Annotated in this window: 20 protein-coding genes and 1 tRNA gene; 17 read left to right on the top strand and 4 right to left on the bottom strand. The window is 69.4% G+C overall.

Going from position 1 to position 16,625, the window contains the following annotated elements:
* Positions 1-51: 51 nt before the first annotated feature.
* A complete protein-coding gene (locus KUM44_RS11580) occupies positions 52-837 on the bottom strand; it encodes an aminotransferase class IV family protein (protein ID WP_217207724.1) in 786 nt (261 codons plus the stop codon).
* 153 nt (positions 838-990) lie between these two features.
* Complete coding sequence (locus KUM44_RS11575; protein ID WP_217207723.1) at positions 991-1,374, bottom strand: GntR family transcriptional regulator; 384 nt, start codon at positions 1,372-1,374, stop codon at positions 991-993.
* A gap of 714 nt (positions 1,375-2,088) precedes the next feature.
* Here KUM44_RS11575 and KUM44_RS11570 point away from each other — a divergent pair.
* The 16 genes from KUM44_RS11570 (at position 2,089) to KUM44_RS11495 (ending at position 13,539) form a co-directional block, all read left to right on the top strand.
* Complete coding sequence (locus tag KUM44_RS11570; protein ID WP_217207722.1) at positions 2,089-2,499, top strand: NUDIX hydrolase; 411 nt, start codon at positions 2,089-2,091, stop codon at positions 2,497-2,499.
* 59 nt (positions 2,500-2,558) lie between these two features.
* Positions 2,559-3,005 carry a protein kilB gene (locus KUM44_RS11565; protein WP_217207721.1) on the top strand — a complete coding sequence of 149 codons (447 nt, stop codon included), beginning with the start codon at positions 2,559-2,561 and terminating at the stop codon, positions 3,003-3,005.
* A gap of 198 nt (positions 3,006-3,203) precedes the next feature.
* The gene (locus KUM44_RS11560) at positions 3,204-3,473 is read left to right on the top strand and encodes a DUF6284 family protein (protein WP_217207720.1); all 270 of its coding nucleotides are present in this window, start codon (positions 3,204-3,206) and stop codon (positions 3,471-3,473) included.
* Positions 3,474-3,493: 20 nt separating this feature from the next.
* Complete coding sequence (locus KUM44_RS11555; protein ID WP_217207719.1) at positions 3,494-3,757, top strand: hypothetical protein; 264 nt, start codon at positions 3,494-3,496, stop codon at positions 3,755-3,757.
* 56 nt (positions 3,758-3,813) lie between these two features.
* Complete coding sequence (locus KUM44_RS11550) at positions 3,814-4,872, top strand: conjugal transfer protein (RefSeq protein ID WP_374202029.1); 1,059 nt, start codon at positions 3,814-3,816, stop codon at positions 4,870-4,872.
* Positions 4,872-5,219, top strand: a complete 348-nt coding sequence (locus KUM44_RS11545) for an RRQRL motif-containing zinc-binding protein (protein ID WP_217207717.1) — start codon at positions 4,872-4,874, stop codon at positions 5,217-5,219. Before KUM44_RS11550 ends, KUM44_RS11545 begins: the two co-directional genes overlap by 1 nt.
* 1 nt (position 5,220) lies before the next feature.
* A complete protein-coding gene (locus KUM44_RS11540) occupies positions 5,221-5,538 on the top strand; it encodes a hypothetical protein (RefSeq protein ID WP_217207716.1) in 318 nt (105 codons plus the stop codon).
* A 107-nt stretch (positions 5,539-5,645) separates the two neighbouring features.
* Positions 5,646-7,772, top strand: a complete 2,127-nt coding sequence (locus tag KUM44_RS11535) for an FtsK/SpoIIIE domain-containing protein (RefSeq protein ID WP_217207715.1) — start codon at positions 5,646-5,648, stop codon at positions 7,770-7,772.
* Positions 7,773-7,976: 204 nt separating this feature from the next.
* Positions 7,977-8,456 carry a hypothetical protein gene (locus KUM44_RS11530; RefSeq protein WP_217207714.1) on the top strand — a complete coding sequence of 160 codons (480 nt, stop codon included), beginning with the start codon at positions 7,977-7,979 and terminating at the stop codon, positions 8,454-8,456.
* A gap of 19 nt (positions 8,457-8,475) precedes the next feature.
* Positions 8,476-8,661 (top strand): hypothetical protein, encoded by a 186-nt coding sequence (locus KUM44_RS11525; protein WP_217207713.1) that lies wholly within the window; start codon positions 8,476-8,478, stop codon positions 8,659-8,661.
* 87 nt (positions 8,662-8,748) lie between these two features.
* Positions 8,749-9,087, top strand: a complete 339-nt coding sequence (locus tag KUM44_RS11520) for a hypothetical protein (RefSeq protein WP_217207712.1) — start codon at positions 8,749-8,751, stop codon at positions 9,085-9,087.
* On the top strand, positions 9,084-9,992 hold the full coding sequence (locus KUM44_RS11515) for a bifunctional DNA primase/polymerase (RefSeq protein WP_217207711.1): 909 nt from the start codon (positions 9,084-9,086) through the stop codon (positions 9,990-9,992). The genes KUM44_RS11520 and KUM44_RS11515 overlap by 4 nt, the downstream gene beginning before the upstream one ends.
* Positions 9,989-10,342 carry a hypothetical protein gene (locus KUM44_RS45310; protein WP_254389382.1) on the top strand — a complete coding sequence of 118 codons (354 nt, stop codon included), beginning with the start codon at positions 9,989-9,991 and terminating at the stop codon, positions 10,340-10,342. Before KUM44_RS11515 ends, KUM44_RS45310 begins: the two co-directional genes overlap by 4 nt.
* The gene (locus KUM44_RS11505) at positions 10,339-11,763 is read left to right on the top strand and encodes a phage/plasmid primase, P4 family (RefSeq protein WP_217207710.1); all 1,425 of its coding nucleotides are present in this window, start codon (positions 10,339-10,341) and stop codon (positions 11,761-11,763) included. The genes KUM44_RS45310 and KUM44_RS11505 overlap by 4 nt, the downstream gene beginning before the upstream one ends.
* 110 nt (positions 11,764-11,873) lie before the next feature.
* Positions 11,874-12,062: an AlpA family transcriptional regulator gene (locus KUM44_RS11500; protein ID WP_217207709.1), complete on the top strand. Its 189-nt coding sequence runs from the start codon at positions 11,874-11,876 to the stop codon at positions 12,060-12,062.
* Between the two features lie 61 nt (positions 12,063-12,123).
* Positions 12,124-13,539, top strand: a complete 1,416-nt coding sequence (locus KUM44_RS11495) for a tyrosine-type recombinase/integrase (RefSeq protein ID WP_217207708.1) — start codon at positions 12,124-12,126, stop codon at positions 13,537-13,539.
* Positions 13,540-13,674: 135 nt separating this feature from the next.
* On the opposite strand, the gene KUM44_RS11490 is transcribed toward KUM44_RS11495, so the two are convergent.
* Both KUM44_RS11490 and KUM44_RS11485 read right to left on the bottom strand, forming a co-directional pair.
* Positions 13,675-13,761 (bottom strand) — tRNA-Ser (locus tag KUM44_RS11490).
* 115 nt (positions 13,762-13,876) lie between these two features.
* Positions 13,877-15,454: a S1C family serine protease gene (locus tag KUM44_RS11485; RefSeq protein WP_217207707.1), complete on the bottom strand. Its 1,578-nt coding sequence runs from the start codon at positions 15,452-15,454 to the stop codon at positions 13,877-13,879.
* 266 nt (positions 15,455-15,720) lie between these two features.
* Here KUM44_RS11485 and KUM44_RS11480 point away from each other — a divergent pair, with 266 nt between their 5' ends.
* Positions 15,721-16,548 (top strand): glycerophosphodiester phosphodiesterase, encoded by an 828-nt coding sequence (locus KUM44_RS11480; RefSeq protein WP_217207706.1) that lies wholly within the window; start codon positions 15,721-15,723, stop codon positions 16,546-16,548.
* The last annotated feature ends 77 nt before the right edge of the window (positions 16,549-16,625 follow it).

The following is a 16,625-nucleotide window of genomic DNA, read 5'->3' as shown; positions in this document are numbered from 1 at the left end:
GCTACCTCTGTCGTGAGTCGCCAGTCCCTGGTGAGGGATGGCGGCACGCGTCTACAGGCGCTCGCCGGGGATACCGACGTAGGCGTCACGCAGCGCTGCGAGCACGGGGTGGTCCTGTGGGAACTGCACGTCATCGAGCGCACTCACGGAGCGCACACCGATCGTTACATTCGTTGCGAACGCAGCCGCCATATTCGGGATGTCAGCGAGCCGCACCGGGGTGGTGATCTGCTTCGGAGCATCGAGGCTCTGGAGCAGCAGCATCGTCGTGCCGGGGAGTACGGGAGCCTCTGGCCAGATGACTGTCCCGTCCCGATCCACGAAGCCCAGGTTCCACGTGCCCCCCTCGGAAACCCGACCGTCCGGCTCAATGAACACGGCGTCGTCGAATCCGGCGAGTTGAGCGTCACGGCGAATCCGGAGCTGAGGGTAAAGGCCAATGTGCTTCACCTGCGCGTTGTCGCGGGTGAAGGTGTAGGTCTTGGCCGTTAGAGGCGGCGGCGGCATGGCGCCCCCAGGCCGCAGGTTGACCAGGATGTGTGGGTCCTTGGCGTTGCTGGGGCGCCCCATGTCGATCGCAGGATCGAAGACCGTGACGCGGAGGCCGGCGACCCCGGTGACGCCGTCGGCTGCCTTCCGGATGTAGTTCAGCGTCCGCTCTCGGTCCAACTCGACACCGAAGACGATGCGGCAGTCGCGCACCAACCGGTCCAGATGGAGCGACAAGCCCCGGACAGTGCCGTCCTCCATCCGCATTGACGTGAAGTGCCCGTAGTTCGTGAGGGCGAGGCTCTGGAGGTCGTCGAGGGTGACGGGTTTCCCGTTGAGTTCGGCCATGCGGCCAGTCTTGCAGCCGCTCAGGCTGCGCCAACACCCCATCGAGAGCCAAAAGTTCGGATTAGTTCGGTACGACGGCGGCGGGAGTACGTACTCACGGAGCGCTTGCCGGGACACGCTAGATGCATGACGACAAGCACACCGCGAGAGACACTAGGCGCCGGACTTCCCCTCAGTGGGACCCACGGCCGCCTCAAGCTGCTGGACGCGCTCAACGAGGCCGGCCAGTTCGGTCGAGATGCGCGCGACCTCGGCTTGCAGGTTGGTCAGGTGCTGAGCTGCCTCCCGGGGCCCCGGTTCGCCGGGGACAGCGTCGCGAACGTAAGTGCCACTACCCGAGACGCCTTCCACCAGCCCCTCTTCCCGGAGCTGCGCGTAGGCGTTCTGCACGGTCATCAGGGACACGCCGAGCTTCTTGGCATAGGCCCGTCCGGCAGGGAGACGATCCCCAGGACCGAACGTCCCTGCCGCGATCTGGCCTCTGATTCTTGCGGCGATTTCGCGGGCGTTGGGCTTCCTCGTCTGCTGTGAGTCCACCCCAAGAGCGTACTTGACCTAGGTCACTCGAAATTAGGGTCGCGCAGGCACTTGACGACCCAGAAGCGACCTAGGTAGCTTTCACATCAACGAAAGCGACCTAGGTCACTTTCTCCCGGAGTCCTGTGACCTGGGGTGACGCCCGGAGGAAAGCCCCGCAGGGGTGAGTACGAAGGCAGCGGCAGTGCCTTGACAACTCAACAGCGTGACAAGCCGACGGGGTGTGATTCCCCGTCCCCGCAGCGGCCCGGGTGACGGCCGTCGGCGGCCACTTAGTGGTGGGCGAACCTGTCCCGCACCGCGTGCCAGCTCTGGAGAACAGTCGCGGGGATCATCCCTTCCTTTCGGGAGGTCAACCCCTCGGGTGCCACCTGGTGCGCGCCGCCCTGCTGGCGTCAGAGCAGTGACGATGACGCACCCAATTTCCCGGCTCGGGACCGGCGCTCTGTGACAACGGAGCACCGGTGAAGCCGTGTCCCTGCGATCTGCGGGAGGTCGGCATGGGCCGACGACATACCAGGGGCCCCGCCGGTACGCGGACCTGCCGACGGCGCCCGGCTCAGCTCTGGTCCGCTTCCTGGCTTCCGCAGCGCCTCACGCTGCGGCCGGCTGCCTCTCTCGTCCGTCCGGACCTGCTCAGTCGGGATCCGTACGGGCGGGAGCGCGGGGAGCCGGAAAACTCCGCTACTTCAACTGAGCAGATCAGGAGCCGACATGACCTGCACCGAGACCTTAGAGACCATCCGCTACACCGCCGACGTCGTCGTCACCACGACCGACGGCTACGTCCTGCTGATCGAGCGCGGCTGGGACCCGCACAAGGGCCAGTGGGCGCTGCCCGGCGGCCACGTCGACCCCGGTGAGACGAGCCGTGCCGCCGCCGCCCGTGAGCTCGCCGAAGAGGCCGGCGTCCACGCAGCACCGGAAGAGCTGGAACAGATCGGCACGTTCGACCAGCCCGACCGCGACCCGCGCGGCAGGTACGTCACCGTCGCCTACCACCTGACCGTCATTCCCGGAACGATCGTCGAGGCCGGTGATGACGCGACCAACGCCCAGTGGTGGCCCCTGGACGCTCTGCCGCCGCTCGCGTTCGACCACGCCGACATCATCGCCACCGTCTGATCCCCTACCGCCACACCGCGTACCGACCCAGCCATCGGACCAGAAAGGGACCACCCGTCATGCTGACTGCCCTGATCGCCGTACTCGGCACCCTCTCGGGCTCACTGCTTACCGGCGTGATCCAGCACGCCAGTCAGCGCGCCGCCCGACGTGCAGACGAGGCTGAGCGTGCGCTTTCCGAGGGCTTGACCGCCGTGGCCGAGCTGGCCGCTGCGCTCGCCGACCATCGGCGCGCGATGTGGGTCCGTGAGGATCTCCGGCTGCGCGGCGAGGACTGGGCCGAGGCACGAGCCGAAAGCCACCGCACCCGCAGCGCGATCACAGTGCCGCTGCTCCGGGTGCAGTTACTCATGCCGTCTGTCGCGGCCGCCGCGCGGGCTGCCGTCGACGCTACGTACGCGATGCGCCGTCCCTCCCACGAGTCCGAACTGGCGGGCTGCCGTGACATCGCGATCCAGGCCACGGACGCACTTGTCACGGCCGCTGGTCGGTACCTCGCCGTCTGACCCCTCGCACCACCGCCCCGGCATTCCGCCGTGAGGGCGCCGGATCGAATCCGGCCCGGGGCACTCCGGCCGCCGATCGGTGGCCGCGCCGCACGGATGCGTGCGGCCCTTCTTCCCCTCAACGGCGCGCACCCCCGGAGTTGCAGCTCCGGGGGTGCTGTTCGGGCCGTTTCCACCTGCTAGGGAGACCACGACCCAATGAAGACCATCGTCACTGTTCAGGACGCTGTTACCGCGTTCGCCGACTTCATCGAGCCGACGGATGCGGAGCTGGACGCGATCGAGCAGGAGTTGCCCGTCATCCTGGCGGAGGTCGACCTGCTGGACGCGCAGATCATCACCCTCGACCGCACGCCGACCGAGTTGGACGCGCGCCGTATCCGCCGCGCCCGGAACCGGGTGCTCACCGCCCGGCGCGACGTGGCCAACCGCACGGCCGGCGTGACCCTGCCGGGTGGTGCCGCGTAATGGGTCGCCGATTCAAGGACATGCAGACCCCGGAACAGCAGTGGGCCGCCCAGCAGGCTCCGCGCCTGCGTGGCATGGCCTACCAGGCTGAGCAGGAGTCGGAGCGGCAGCAGATGACCGCCGACGTGTACGGGCGCCGGGGCCGTGACTACAGCGATCCGGTGAAGGCCGACCGCGCTCAGCGTGAGGCCGACCGGCTGAGGTCGCGCGGCAAGGCGCTGCGGGACACCGCGAGCCGTGCCGAGACCGAGGTCAAGCCGAAGAAGCGGGGGTGGTTCCGTTGAGCGCAACCAAGCTGACTCATGTTCAGATCGGTGTGCTGGCTGCCGCGTTCGTGCCGATGCTCGCCACGGGCGTGTTCGGCGGGATCGGCACGTACAGCAACATCGGCCACTCCTACGGCAAGGGCACCGCGCTCGGTGCACTCGCGGCCGGTGAAGGCGCCACCGCCGTGCTCGCCCTGGTCCTGCTCGGTTTGACCATGCTGGGCCAGTCCTCCCCGCGCATCGTCCGCGCCGGTTTGTGGGCGCTGCCCGCTGCCGCCGCTGTCATGGGCGCGATGGCCGCCCCCGACATGGGCCGCACCGTCATTTACGCCCTGACCCCCATGGGTATGTCCGTCTCGGCTGAGGGCATGGCCTTTCTCGCCCGCCGCATCGTCGTCCACACCGACGGCCGCGACGCGGAGCACGAGCGCCGCACCGCCGACCTGGTGCAGGCCCTCGCCTACCACCGCGCCCGCGCCACCCAGCACCCGACCGGCTGGGTCAGGAAGTGGTCGGAACTCAAGTCGTGGCGTCTGGCGCGCAAGGTCGGTGTTGGGGATGTGGCGCTCGGATCGAGGCTGCTGGACGTGCAGCGCGATCGGGTCACGGCCGGTGCGGATGCCGCGCTCGCGTCGATGTTCGGCGGCACCGCCCCCGCCCTCGATCCCGCCCCGGGCTTGAATGCGGAGGAATCCACCGAGACCATAATGAAACGGTCTATGGCTGAGCTGCGGGAATCGACCCCGGACCCCGTATTGACGCTGACTCGACTGTCGGTGCCGGATCCGGTCGCGGTCGACCTGGGCAAGTCGATTCCCCCGCTCAAGCCGGTGCCCGCCATCGCCGCCCCGATCGAGCCCGCCGCCGTTGCACCCGTGCGGCGGAGCATCGCGGCGGAGTCGCCCCCGCCGCGACGGGCGACCGGTCGACTCCCCGAGGCGGCTCGATCGCCCCGCCCGAAGCGCACCCCGGAGCAGTTGCTCGATGAGGCACGCAAGGCAACGGCCGATTGGCCGGACGCGAAGGTGACCGGCGAGGGCATCCGCCGTGCGATCCACACATCGCCCACGAACGCGCGCAAGTTGCGCGATGCCCTGCTCGCTGAGCGGGCCGCAGCCGCTTCAACGGTCTGATGGGCGCGCTGCCGGTGTTCCGGTGGCATCTCGCCCCGGACGGCTACGCCACCCGCCGCCAACTGCGCGCGCAAGGTCTGCGGCCCGGTGGTCAGGGTGTGGCGGCTCAGTTGGAGCGTCCGCGTCGTCGGCGTGGGCCGTTGGTCGCCTACCTGTACCGGATCGACTGCGCGAAGCCGGTACGGCCGATGACCCCGGCCCGGTGGGCGGCTCTGGCCAAGGCCAACGCCGCCCGCCGCCGCTGCCCGGCCTGCCGGCGTGACGCCGGATACGTCATCCCCACCTCGCTCGGCACCTGCGTGCCCTGCGCCTACCCCGACCCGTATGGGTCCGAAGGGAGTACCTGACATGGGCAGCTCCGAGATTCGCCGCCTGGACAAGGAGATCCGGCGCACGACGAACAAGCTGAACGCCGTCAAGCGGGGCGAGTGGTGGCCGCTGACCGCCCGTGAACGGCTCGACATGAGCCGCGCGATGGCGGGCGGCGCCCGCAGCATCCACCGGGGCCGCAGCACGGCCGGTGCGGAGAACCGGATGGACTCCGTCGGCTCCGCCGTCGAGACCCGGCTGAACGCCGAACTGACCGCCCTGATCGGCGAGCGTCAGCGGCTCATCACCGAAGCCGCCCGCGCCAAGGCCGCGAAGAAGTCCTCCGGCTGGTTCTGACCAGCCACAACACCCGGGGTGGCCGCCTCTTTCCACGGACACGGCCACCCCGGGGCACCTCCCGCGAACTCCCGCCCCGGCCCGGGGCAGTCAGGAGACACCCCAGCATGACCGAGAACGTCGTCCACCTGTACAAGAACACCGAACCGCCGACCGATGAGGCGTCCGTGACCACGCTGACCGTCGTCCCCGAGGCGCCACCCGCCCGTCCGGTGCCGCTGTGGGTGCGCTCCGGCCGCGCGGTGAAGACCGCCGCCACCCACGAGCGCACCAAGACCACCGTCCGCGCGGTGGCCCGCCATGGCCTCTACACGTTCAACGGGGGCCGGATCGTGGCCCGCCGCACCTGGGACGGCCGGACTGGTGCCCGCTACGAGCGCATGATCCGGGCCGCTGAAGCCGCGGGGAACAACGAGCTCGCGGAGGAGTGGGAGGAGCGCCTTCAGCGCTTCCGCGATGCCCGCCACCGCCGCCGCATGGACCTGCTGCACTCCCCGATCGAGGTCGCCAAGGGCGCGGCCGTCGGCACCGGCATGGGCATAGGGGCGCTGGTCGCGCTCGGGATCGTCATGGCCATCAGCAACGGCGACGTCAAGGACGTCATCACCCCGCTCACGGCCACCATCGACTTCATCGCCCTGCTCATCCGCATCGTGCAGATCGTGTGGGGCCCGGCGCTCATCCTCGGTCCGCTGTTCGCCCTGCTGGGCATGTGGGCCGTCGGCTCCAAGCAGCAGGCCGCACCTCAGTGGGCGCTGCCCGCGAACGTCCGCAGCAGTGAGGGGGAGCCGATCACCCCGTCGATCGTGGTCAAGGCGCTGCGTCACCTGGGTCTGCCGGCGCTGCGCAACGCCATCAAGGCCATGGACGACGGAGGCGCCGCGATGCTCTCCCCGATCGTGATCGCCGGGTGCGGGGTCGAGGTCGACGTCCACCTGCCCCTGGAGGTGTCGACGGTCGAGGTGCAGCAGCGCCGCCGCAAGCTCGCCGAAAACCTCAACCGGCATGAGCACGAGGTGTTCATCATGATTCCCGAGGCGGCCCGCACCGTCCGGGTGTGGATCGCCGACTCCGGCGCCCTCGACGAGCCGATCGGCCCGTCTCCGCTGGTCACGGACGAGACGATGACCGCGAACTACAAGACCGGCCGCGCGCCGTGGGGGCAGGACCTGCGCGGGGACGCGGTGGAGCTGAGCCTGTACCAGCGTCACCTGCTCATCACCGGCCGATCCAACCAGGGCAAGACCGCAGCGCTGCGTGCGCTCGCTCTGTGGCTCGCGCTGGACCGGTCGGTGACGTTCTGGATCGCCGACCTCAAGGGCGTCGGTGACTGGGGGATGTTCGAGGGCATCGCCGACGTGCTGATCGAGGGCCCCTCCGATGACCACGTCATCCAGGCGACCGAGATGGTTGAAGACGCGGTCGAGGAGATGAACCGCCGCATCGAGGTGCGCCGCAAGGACCCCAAGGCGGTGTTCCCCACCCTGATCGTGACGGTGGACGAGGCGCAGTTGGCGTTCATGTGCCCGGCCGTCGACGACGCCAAGCGCCCCTACGGCGGCTCCAAGGCCACCTCCCGGTACTTCATGGCGGTGCGCAAGCTCCACAACCAGGGGCGCGCGGTCGACGTGCTGATGTGGCAGGGCACCCAGGACCCCACCGACCAGAACCTGCCCAAGCTGGTCCGCGAGGGCGCACACACCCGGGCCTCGCTCGTGCTGGGCAGCGAGTCACAGGCCAAGATGGCGCTGGGTGACAAGGCTGTTGAGGAAGGCGCCGCCCCGCACATGCTGCGCCAGGGCCTGGACAAGGGAACCCTCGTGGTGGCCACCGATGGCATCAAGATGCCCAAGGGCCAGTCGTTCATCACGGTCCGCACCCACTTCATCGACGACGACCCCGCCAAGGCCATCGCCGACCGAGCCAAGGCCCTGCGCGACGGGGTCACCACGCTGCGCGTCATCGAGCGGGGCGAGGAGCGTGACCCGCTCGCCGACATCGCCGCCGCCATCGCCGACGCGCCCCGGCTGCTGACCACCGACGTCCTCAAGCGGCTCGCCATGCTCGACCGTGACGCCTACGACGGCTGGACCAACGGCGACCTCAAGCGGGTGCTGGAGGCCGAGGGCGAGGAGCCGAAGAAGTCCCACGGCCGCATGGTCGTCCATCGTGATCACGTCCTGCGTGCCCTCGCCAACCGCGACGCGGAGGGTTCCGCTTCCGCCTCCGAGTAGCGGGGAGGCAGAGCCGCCCGGCCCGGGGAGGCGGGGAGAACTCCCCAACCGCCTCCCCGACCCGCATCCCCCGCGTTGATCAGCGAAAACACCGCTTCGGGGAGGCGGGGAGGCACCCCAGGTCAGACCCCCGAAACCCCCTCCACAGCGCCCCTCCAAGGGGGTGCCTCCGCCTCCCCAACCCAGCACCGGAAGGGATTCCGCATGTACCCCGAGCACACCGCCCAGCCCGACAGGCTGACCGAGGCTGAGGCCGAGACCGAGGCCCGGCGGATCATCGCCGACGCCTACCGACCGGCCCGGGAAACACCCACCGCCTACCGCGACGACACCCCCGTGCCCGTCCGAGGCGACACCCCGCCCGTCGCACAGCCCGGACGGCCCCCGATGAGCCAGGGCGCCACCGACGCCAGCGTGCTCATGCTCGCCGGCGGCACCACCACCGCCATGGTCGGCGGCACCGCAGCACTGCTCATGTACGCATCCCAGTACGCCGACCCGGTCGTGTGCGGACTCGTCTTCGGCGCCCCCACCGCCCTCGTGCTCGCCCTCGCCCGACTGGTCAAGCGCGCCAAGCCCGCCCCCGAGATCCACCAGCACTACACCGGGCCCGTCCACCAGGAACAGCACCACACCCACACCACCACCCGTGGCGTGTGGGCCAAGACCAACAACCAGCACTGACCGACCGCCAAGGAGACCCGTGTTCGACATCCGCATCACCTGCGACCCCGCCGACGAACCCGAGATCGTGCACGCCCTGACCACCGCGTTCGAGTGCGACCCCATCGAGCGTCGGACCGCCCGTGACGGATACCGCGTCCGCCTCTACACCAAGGCGTTCCACCCCGACCCCGCCGCCCTACTCAACGAAGACACCAGCCTCTAGCTGCGCCAAGGGCGGCCCCCGCATCTCGCCAAAGAACGGGGCCGCCCTTGCCAACCAGAACCGACCAAGGAACTGGAGACCTCCAGCATGACCGACCACACGGACAAGCCGCGAGACCCGGAACGCGTGACCGTGGTCCGCACCGAGCCCCGCCCCGACGGCAGCACCGTCCTGGTCCTGCTCACCGTGGGCCCGCCGCTCACCCTGATCGAGCACCGCATGGCCCTGAACCCGCACCTGACCCGCGCCCTGCTCCACACCCTCGCCCGCGACCTCGACGGCATCCCCGACCCCGGACCCACCCCTGAGACCGCCGCCCTCCTGCACGCGCTGGACTCCGGTGACCGGGACGCCTTCAACACCGCCATCGACGGCTACAGCCACCGCCTCCTCAGCCTGTGGGCAGACGGGAGCGCAGCAGCATGAGGCAGCAGAACGAGGCCCTGATGCGCGCCGCCCTGGAAGCGGCCGAACGCGGCTGGTACGTCTTCCCGCTCCGCCCCGGCGACAAGCGGCCCGCCCTGCACGGCGAAGCTTCCTGCACCTACACCGGCGACTGCGCGAGCGGGCACCTGAAGTGGGAACAGCGCGCCACCCGGGATCCCGAGCGCATCCGCACCACGTGGTGGCACACGCCGTACAACATCGGCATCGCCACCGGCCCCTCGAACCTGCTCGTGGTCGACCTCGACATGCCCAAGCGCAAGAGCAGCAAGGGCAGTTCGGACGCGCCTAGCGGCGCGGCAACCTTCAGGGCGCTCTGCGAGCGCGCCGGACACCCCGTCCCCGACACCTACCGGGTGCGGACCGCGAGCGGTGGCGAGCACCTGTACTTCAAGGCCCCCGACGGTCTTCGGCTGAACAACACGGCAGGAACCATCGGGGAGTTGGTCGACACCCGCGCATGGGGCGGCTACGTCGTCGCGGCGGGCAGCATCACCGACACCGGAACGTACGAAGCCGTGAGCGGCTCTGTGGCGGCCCCTCTGCCTGAATGGCTACAAACCATCCTGAAACCCGCCCCCGTGCGCTCTACGGGTCCGCTGAGGCTCCCTGCGGTCGATGGTAGTCGCGTGGCCCTGTCCGCCCTGGAAGCCGAATGCGCCGTCGTGTCCGCCGCGCCGGACAAGCAGCGCAACACCACGCTCAACCGGTGCGCCTTCAAGGTGGGGCGCTTCGTCGCGTGGGGCGACATCCCCCGGCACGTGGTGGAAGAGGCCTTCCAAGGGGCGGGAGAGGAGCGGGGACTCACCGCTGCCGAGTGCCGCGCCACGATCCGCAGCGCCCTGGATAGTTCCATCCGCAAGGCCCGACCCCGGGAGGCGGCATGAATGCCCCCCGCTACTCCCCCTTGGAAGGCCAACCGCTCGCCAGCGGAGGGCAGGTCGCCGAACTCGCCCCGCCCGCACCTGCCGTGGGCGACCCGAAGGGCGTCGCCGAAGGCGTCCGAACTGCTCTTGGTACTGACCCGCACGGTGACGACGGGCGCCGCCCCATCGCGTGGCTGCACATCAGCGCGCCCGGCCGCGGCGTCACCCCAACCGCCGTCTCGAAGTGCCTGTGCGGCAGGGACCGTCGCGCATTCGGCAACAAGCGGGTGCTCGCCCTGATCGCCGACCACACCGCCCACCGTGAAAACTGCCCGCTCCGCACCCCGCAGGAAGGGAGGTACGCGGCATGACCGACCTCACCGTTCCCCCCGCCAGCGAGGAACTGCCGCCGCCGTCCAACCCCCTGGCCGTCGCCCGGCGCCTGCTGCCTGACTGGCAGACCGATGACGGGCGCCTGGCCTACCGGCGTTGGCGCGGCTCGTGGATGCGCTGGACGGGAACGTGCTGGCGCGAGCTGGATGAAGCCCAGGTGCGAAAGGCCATGTACGAGCGTCTTGAGCACACCGTCTACCTCGCCCCTGGCAAGGACGGACAGCCCGAGGAACGCGACTGGGCACCCACCAAGCCGAAGATCAGCAACCTGCTTGACGCCCTCGGGTCCATCATCCTGCTGCCCACAGACACCGACGCCCCCGCCTGGATCGACCAGGACGGCGACGGCGAGCATGACGGCGGCCTGATCGTGGCGTGCCAGAACGGGTTGCTGCGGATCCGGGACCGCGCCCTGCTGTCGCACGGGCCCGGGTTCTTCAACCTGGTCTCCGTCCCCTTCGCCTACGACCCCACCGCGACCGCGCCGACGTGGCAGCACTTCCTGTCGCAGATCTGGCCCAACGATCCGGACGCCATCGCGGCTCTTCAGGAGTGGTTCGGCTACGTGCTGTCCGGTCGGACCGACCAGCAGAAGATCCTGCTCATGGTCGGCCCGTCCCGCTCGGGCAAAGGCACCATCGCCCGTGTGCTCAAAGAGCTGGTCGGCAAGGAGAACCTGGCAGGACCCACCCTCGCAGGCATGGGGACGAACTTCGGCCTGTCCACCCTGATCGGCAAGCCCCTGGCGGTCATCTCCGATGCCCGGCTGTCCGGCAACGACAACAGCCAAGTCGTCGAACGCCTGCTGACCATCTCAGGTGAAGACACCATCGACATCGACCGCAAGTACCGCGAGGTCTGGACGGGAAAACTACCGACCCGGCTGGTCATCCTGTCCAACGAACTCCCGCACTTCGGCGACTCCTCCGGCGTCATCGCCCGCCGCTTCATCGTGCTCAACACCACGGTCTCGTGGCTGGGCAAGGAAGACCCCGCCCTCTTCGACAAGCTCGTCGCAGAGATGCCCGGCATCCTCAACTGGGCCCTCGACGGCCTGGCCCGTCTGGAGGCCAAGGGGCGGATCACGGAGCCGCCCTCCAGCCGCGAAGCGGTCACCACCATGCAGGACACGTCCTCCCCGACCAGCGCGTTCGTCCGCGAACGCTGCACCACCGGGGCCACGTGCAGCGTGCCCGTGGACACCCTGTGGTCCGTCTGGCGGGACTGGGCCGAGGACAACAACGTCAAGGCCGGAACCAAGCAGGTCTTCGGCCGCAACCTGCTGTCCGTCGTCCCCCAGCTCAACCGCGCCCGCCCCCGGGATGAGTACGGCCGGCAGGTGGCCACCTACAACGGCATCGGTCTCATCCCGTCCGATCCACATCAGCCTGAGTCGTGACTCATCGCGGCTCAAGCCCCCTCAAGCGGCGCTGAGTCGCGATGAGTCGCGACTCAGCGCAATGTGTTCAGAACCCCATCACCGCGTCACCCACCGCGCTGAGGAGTGCCATGTCCCGCCCCGAGAAGCTCAAGCTCGCTGAAGTCCTCTCAGAGATCAAGATGAGCCGCGCGGCGTTCTACCGCATGCGAGCCCGCGGCCAAGCCCCCCGCATCCACAAGCTCCCCAACGGTCAGGTCCGGGTCAACCGCGCCGACCTCGACGCCTGGTGGGAGCGCTGCGGGCAACGCGCCGCGTAAATCCGATCGCTTCAACTGGGGCCCGCGCTCAGCGCGGGCCCCTCCTTCTGCTTGGAGAGACATGCTCACGTACGACGTCGATTTCTGGTCCATCCGCAAGCGTGCCGGCCGCCCGAAGCCATGGGAGCTGCGGTGGCGGGTGGGCGAGCAGGCCCACTCACGGAGTTTCAAGCTCAAGACGCAAGCGGAGGGGCGCCAGTCACAGTTGATGGCCGCTCTGCGTGACCGCCAGCAATTCGACGAGGAAACGGGCCTTCCCGAAGGCGAGTTGATCGCCCGCAACTCCCCTTCCTGGTACGAGCACGTCACGGAGTACGCACTCATGAAGTGGCCCCGAGCCGCGGCCAAACACCGGGCGAGCATTGCGGAATCGCTCGCCGTCGTGACCCCCACGCTCGTGACGACTAGGCGAGGAGCGCCCCGCGCCGCGGTGCTGCGTGCCGCCCTGTACCAGTGGGCGTTTCGGGCTGTGCGCGACCCCGAAGGAACCTGGGTGTCGCGTCACGTTGTTGAAGAGCCGCCCGCCGACATTCGCACGGCCCTGGAGTGGATCGCCGCCCATTCCATCAAGGTCAAAGCCTTGGAGGATCCCGCGCTACTGCGTCCGGCCCTTGAGGCGCTTTCGCTTCGGCTGGACGGAAGCAAGGCGGCGGAAAACACCGTCCGTCGCAAGCGCATGGTGCTGAGCAACCTGCTGCGCTACACGGTCGAGGAGAAGGGACTCCTCACGGCGAACCCTCTGCACCGCGTGGACTGGACGCCCCCCGAGAGCGACGACGAGATTGACTTTCGGTACGTCCCAGGACCCGCTGTGGCTCGCGCCCTGCTCGGGGCCGTCCGTGACTCTGGACCACGCGGCGAGCACCTGCACGCGTTCTTCGGATGCCTCTACTACGCGGCCATGCGCCCCGGCGAAATCGTCGCGCTCAAGGAGTCGGACTGCACTTTGCCGCCCAGCTCGCCGGAGGCCGTGAAGGAGTGGGGTGAGCTACTGCTCGGGGAGAGCCGCCCGGAGGTCGGAGGCGGTTGGACAGACGAGGGCACGTCGTACGAAAAGCGTGGGCTAAAGCGCAGAAAGCGCGGCGCGACGCGGACTGTGCCTATCCCGCCCGTGCTCGTGCATCTGCTCCGAGAGCACATTGCCCGATATGGCACCGCCGACGACGGACGACTGTTCCGGGCAGCACGGGGAGGGCGGGTACCGTCCACAGAGTACTGCGGTGTCTGGGAGTGCGCGCGGAAGGTGGTGCTCTCGCCCGGTGAGGTGGAATCCAAGCTCGCGGATGTGCCGTACTCCCTGCGTCACGCGGGTGTTTCCCTTTGGATCAAGTCGGGTGTGGACCCTGCGGAGGTCGCGGCGCGAGCAGGCCACAGCATTGCCGTGCTGTACCGCTTCTACGCCAAGATCCTCAAGGGTGGTCAGCAGCACTCGAACAACCTGATTGCCCGGGTGCTAGACGAGGAGGATCAGCCCTGATCCTGGCCCACAGATGGCCCATACGCACTGGTCAAAGCTGGGATACGGGCGAGAAAGGGTGAGACAACCCGAACGCGAAAGGGGTGCTCCGTCGACGGGAGCACCCCTCCTGACCAGCACCTACGCTGACCTGCGCGGTGGGTGTGGGATTTGAACCCACGGTGACATCGCTGCCACGACGGTTTTCAAGACCGTTCCCTTAGGCCGCTCGGGCAACCCACCTCGCCCCGGCCCACCAGGGGCGGGAGCGCGTACAGACTACCGGCCCCGCCCGCTGCGCGGGATGGTGATCCCCTCTTGTCGAAGCCGGGCCCTACGCGCGCGCGTGGCGGTCGGGTCAGCTGTCGCCCGTGCGGGAGCCCAGGGTGACGTCGACGGTGTGGGTCTGGCCGCCCCGTTCGTAGGTGATCGTGACCTTGTCGCCGGGCTGGTGGGTCCAGATCTCGCCGATCAGAGTGGGGCCGGAGTCGATCACCGTGTCGTCCAGCTTGGTGATGACGTCACCGGGCTTGAGGCCGGCCTTGTCGGCGGGGCCGCCCGCCTCGATCGCGTCCGAGCCGCCGGTGTTCTGGTCGATGATCTTGGCGCCGTCGGTGGTGTCCCCCGTGGAGACGGAGGCACCGATCTTGGCGTAGACCGGCTTACCGGTCTTGATCAACTGCTGGGCGACGTACTTGGCCTGGTTGACCGGGATGGCGAAGCCGAGGCCGATCGAGCCGGACTGGCTGGTGCCGCCCAGGCCGTTGGCGGCGGACTGGATCGCGGAGTTGATGCCGATCACATTGCCCTGGGCGTCCAGCAGCGGGCCGCCGGAGTTGCCGGGGTTGATCGAGGCGTCGGTCTGGAGGGCGCTCATGTAGGACGCGTTGCTGCTGGTGCCGTCGCTGGAGGCGACCGGGCGGTTCTTGGCGCTGATGATGCCCGTGGTGACCGTGTTGGAGAGGCCGAACGGGGCGCCGATCGCGATGGTCGAGTCGCCGACCGCCACCTTGTCGGAGTTGCCGAGCGTCAGGGGCTTGAGGTTCGGCGGGGCGCCCTTGAGCTTGATGACCGCGACGTCGTAGCCCTGCGCATGGCCGACGACCTCCGCGTCGTACTTCTTGCCGCTCGGGAAGGTCGCCGTGAGCTTGCCGCCGTCGACCGCGTCGGCCACCACGTGGTTGTTGGTGAGGATGTGGCCCTCCCTGTCGAAGACGAAGCCCGTGCCTGTCCCGCCCTCGCCCGCGCTGCTCTCGGCCTGGATGGTGACGGTGCTCGGCAGCGCCGTGGAAGCCACGCCGGCGACCGTTCCCGGGTCGCGCTTCAGCGAGCCACCGCTGTCGGAGGCGGAGACGGTCGTCGAGGAGGTGTTGTCGTCGTTCCTGGCCAGCGTGTAGCCGAGGCCGCCGCCCAGGCCGCCCGCGACCAGCGCGGCAATGAGCACCGCGGCCAGCAGGCCACCGCGCCCGCGGCCGGACTTCGGCGCCGGCTGCTGATACGTCGCGCCCCAGCCGGAGCCCGCACCGGCTCCGCCCATACCGGCGGCGCCCATACCGGCACCGGCACCCGCAGGGGCACCGGCGTCGGCGTACGGCGGAGTGCCGGGCGGCGGCGGGGGCGGCCAGGAGGCGTCGGGGGCCGAGCCCTGCGGACCGGTCGGGCCGGTCGGCTGAGCTCCGTGCGAGGCGGCCGCGGCGGGAGTCGGCTGCGGCCCGTTGGCGGGCACCTCGGGCGCGTGCGGCTCTGCGGCGTACGGCTGGGTGCCGTTCGAGCTCGCCGGGGTGTCGCTCGGCACCGGCGGCAGCGGGGTGGTCGGGGCGGCACCGCCCTCGGGAGCGGGGGGCTGCTGGGGCGCCGGAGCAGCAGGAGCGTCCACCGGCACGGGGGGTGCGGACGGCGCCGGGGGTACCGCGGCGCCCTCGTTCTCGGTGCTCACAGCTTCTCTCCTCGATCCACGGCTGGTGTTTTCGGTCGCACTCGGTCACGCCCGTTCACGCTTGTCCACGGCCGGTGCGCTCAGCTGTGCATGCCTTTGTGTATGCGGTCAGCTTTTCCCATGGGCCGTCAGAGCACCATAAGCGGTTGCTGTGCGTCCACGGCCACTCCTTACATAGGTCAAGTGCGACCAAAAAGGCACAATCTCAGTGTCCTCGCACCTGCTCCGACCGCACGTCTACCCCTCTGCGGTGGCACCATGACGCGGTGACCCACGCACGGCAGCACCAGATCCAAGTCGTCGCCCACCGCGGAGCCTCCGAAGACGCTCCTGAGCACACCCTGGCCGCGTACAAGAAGGCGATCGAGGACGGTGCGGACGCCCTTGAGTGCGATGTACGCCTCACCGCGGACGGCCATCTCGTCTGCGTCCACGACCGTCGCGTCAACCGTACGTCCAACGGCCGCGGCGCGGTCTCCGCGCTGGAGCTCGCCGAGCTCGCCGCCCTGGACTTCGGCTCCCGCAAGAACCGCGACTCGTGGAAGAACCGGGCCGAGGAGCCCGACTGGGAGTTCCGGCCGGAGGACCCGGAGGACACCTCCGTACTGACCCTGGAGCGGCTGCTGGAGCTCGTCGCGGACGCGGGGCGGCGCGTGGAGATGGCGATCGAGACCAAGCATCCGACCCGGTGGGCGGGGCAGGTCGAGGAACGGCTGCTGGTTCTGCTGAAGCGGTTCGGGCTCGACGCGCCCGCCTCGGCCGCCGAGTCCCCGGTACGCGTCATGAGCTTCTCCGCTCGCTCGTTGCATCGCGTGCGTGCCGCCTCGCCGACGCTGCCGACGGTCTATCTGATGCAGTTCGTCTCACCGAGACTGCGGGACGGGCGGCTGCCCGCGGGTGTCCACATCGCGGGCCCCTCGATCCGGATCGTGCGCAGTCACCCGGCGTACGTGGAGCGCCTGAAGCGGGCCGGCCACCAGGTGCACGTCTGGACCGTGAACGAGCCCCAGGACGTCGACCTCTGTGTCGAACTGGGCGTCGACGCCATCATCACCAACCGCCCGCGCGCGGTGCTCCACCAGCTCGGCCGCTGACACGCGCGCGGGCGGCAGACACACGCGCCCTGTGCAAAGCGCGCATCCGGAAACCCCTGAAACCTCACCAATCTCTG

The sequence above is a fragment of the Streptomyces sp. AC550_RSS872 genome (assembly GCF_019049285.1).
GTDB lineage: Bacteria > Actinomycetota > Actinomycetes > Streptomycetales > Streptomycetaceae > Streptomyces.
The sequence above is the reverse complement of the archived record's forward strand: the minus strand, read 5'-3'. Positions and strand labels throughout refer to the sequence as shown.

What these genes read in the sequence shown, in the direction of transcription:
- KUM44_RS11495 (WP_217207708.1), top strand. Translation starts at nt 12,124, where the DNA reads ATGCTCACGTACGACGTCGATTTCTGGTCCATCCGCAAGCGTGCCGGC.
- KUM44_RS11515 (WP_217207711.1), top strand. Translation starts at nt 9,084, where the DNA reads ATGAGGCAGCAGAACGAGGCCCTGATGCGCGCCGCCCTGGAAGCGGCC.
- KUM44_RS11500 (WP_217207709.1), top strand. Translation starts at nt 11,874, where the DNA reads ATGTCCCGCCCCGAGAAGCTCAAGCTCGCTGAAGTCCTCTCAGAGATC.
- KUM44_RS11555 (WP_217207719.1), top strand. Translation starts at nt 3,494, where the DNA reads ATGCAGACCCCGGAACAGCAGTGGGCCGCCCAGCAGGCTCCGCGCCTG.
- KUM44_RS11520 (WP_217207712.1), top strand. Translation starts at nt 8,749, where the DNA reads ATGACCGACCACACGGACAAGCCGCGAGACCCGGAACGCGTGACCGTG.
- KUM44_RS11550 (WP_374202029.1), top strand. Translation starts at nt 3,814, where the DNA reads ATGCTCGCCACGGGCGTGTTCGGCGGGATCGGCACGTACAGCAACATC.
- KUM44_RS11570 (WP_217207722.1), top strand. Translation starts at nt 2,089, where the DNA reads ATGACCTGCACCGAGACCTTAGAGACCATCCGCTACACCGCCGACGTC.
- KUM44_RS11545 (WP_217207717.1), top strand. Translation starts at nt 4,872, where the DNA reads ATGGGCGCGCTGCCGGTGTTCCGGTGGCATCTCGCCCCGGACGGCTAC.
- KUM44_RS11505 (WP_217207710.1), top strand. Translation starts at nt 10,339, where the DNA reads ATGACCGACCTCACCGTTCCCCCCGCCAGCGAGGAACTGCCGCCGCCG.
- KUM44_RS11565 (WP_217207721.1), top strand. Translation starts at nt 2,559, where the DNA reads ATGCTGACTGCCCTGATCGCCGTACTCGGCACCCTCTCGGGCTCACTG.
- KUM44_RS45310 (WP_254389382.1), top strand. Translation starts at nt 9,989, where the DNA reads ATGAATGCCCCCCGCTACTCCCCCTTGGAAGGCCAACCGCTCGCCAGC.
- KUM44_RS11540 (WP_217207716.1), top strand. Translation starts at nt 5,221, where the DNA reads ATGGGCAGCTCCGAGATTCGCCGCCTGGACAAGGAGATCCGGCGCACG.
- KUM44_RS11580 (WP_217207724.1), bottom strand. Translation starts at nt 837, where the DNA reads ATGGCCGAACTCAACGGGAAACCCGTCACCCTCGACGACCTCCAGAGC.
- KUM44_RS11560 (WP_217207720.1), top strand. Translation starts at nt 3,204, where the DNA reads ATGAAGACCATCGTCACTGTTCAGGACGCTGTTACCGCGTTCGCCGAC.
- KUM44_RS11530 (WP_217207714.1), top strand. Translation starts at nt 7,977, where the DNA reads ATGTACCCCGAGCACACCGCCCAGCCCGACAGGCTGACCGAGGCTGAG.
- KUM44_RS11535 (WP_217207715.1), top strand. Translation starts at nt 5,646, where the DNA reads ATGACCGAGAACGTCGTCCACCTGTACAAGAACACCGAACCGCCGACC.